This is a genomic window from Halomonas sp. SIMBA_159, assembly GCF_046536035.1.
GTDB lineage: Bacteria > Pseudomonadota > Gammaproteobacteria > Pseudomonadales > Halomonadaceae > Vreelandella > Vreelandella venusta_A.
The window spans coordinates 1-236 of sequence record NZ_JAWJBT010001620.1; the positions used below are offsets into that span (position 1 = coordinate 1).

1 pseudogene is annotated in these 236 nt (G+C 53.8%); it reads right to left on the minus strand.

The features are described from left to right. Window positions 1-114 precede the first annotated feature (114 nt). A pseudogene (locus R0J87_RS24695) lies at window positions 115-236 on the minus strand ((S)-ureidoglycine aminohydrolase); the annotation flags it as partial.

Consider the following 236-nt stretch of genomic DNA (forward strand, 5'->3'; position numbering starts at 1 on the left):
GTCTGTTTTGAAAGCACCACTCCCCAGCCGATGCTGTGGAGCGCTACACACCATAAAAAAACGGCGCTATCAGCGCCGTTTTTGCGATTGGGACTTTTACGATTGGGACTTTGCTTATCGGCGGTTACCGCGATACGCCGGTGATGGGTTGAGTACCATGTGACGGTTGATGTCTTTAAACAGCAGGTAGCGGAAACGACCCGGGCCACCGGCATAACATGCCTGCGGGCAGAAAG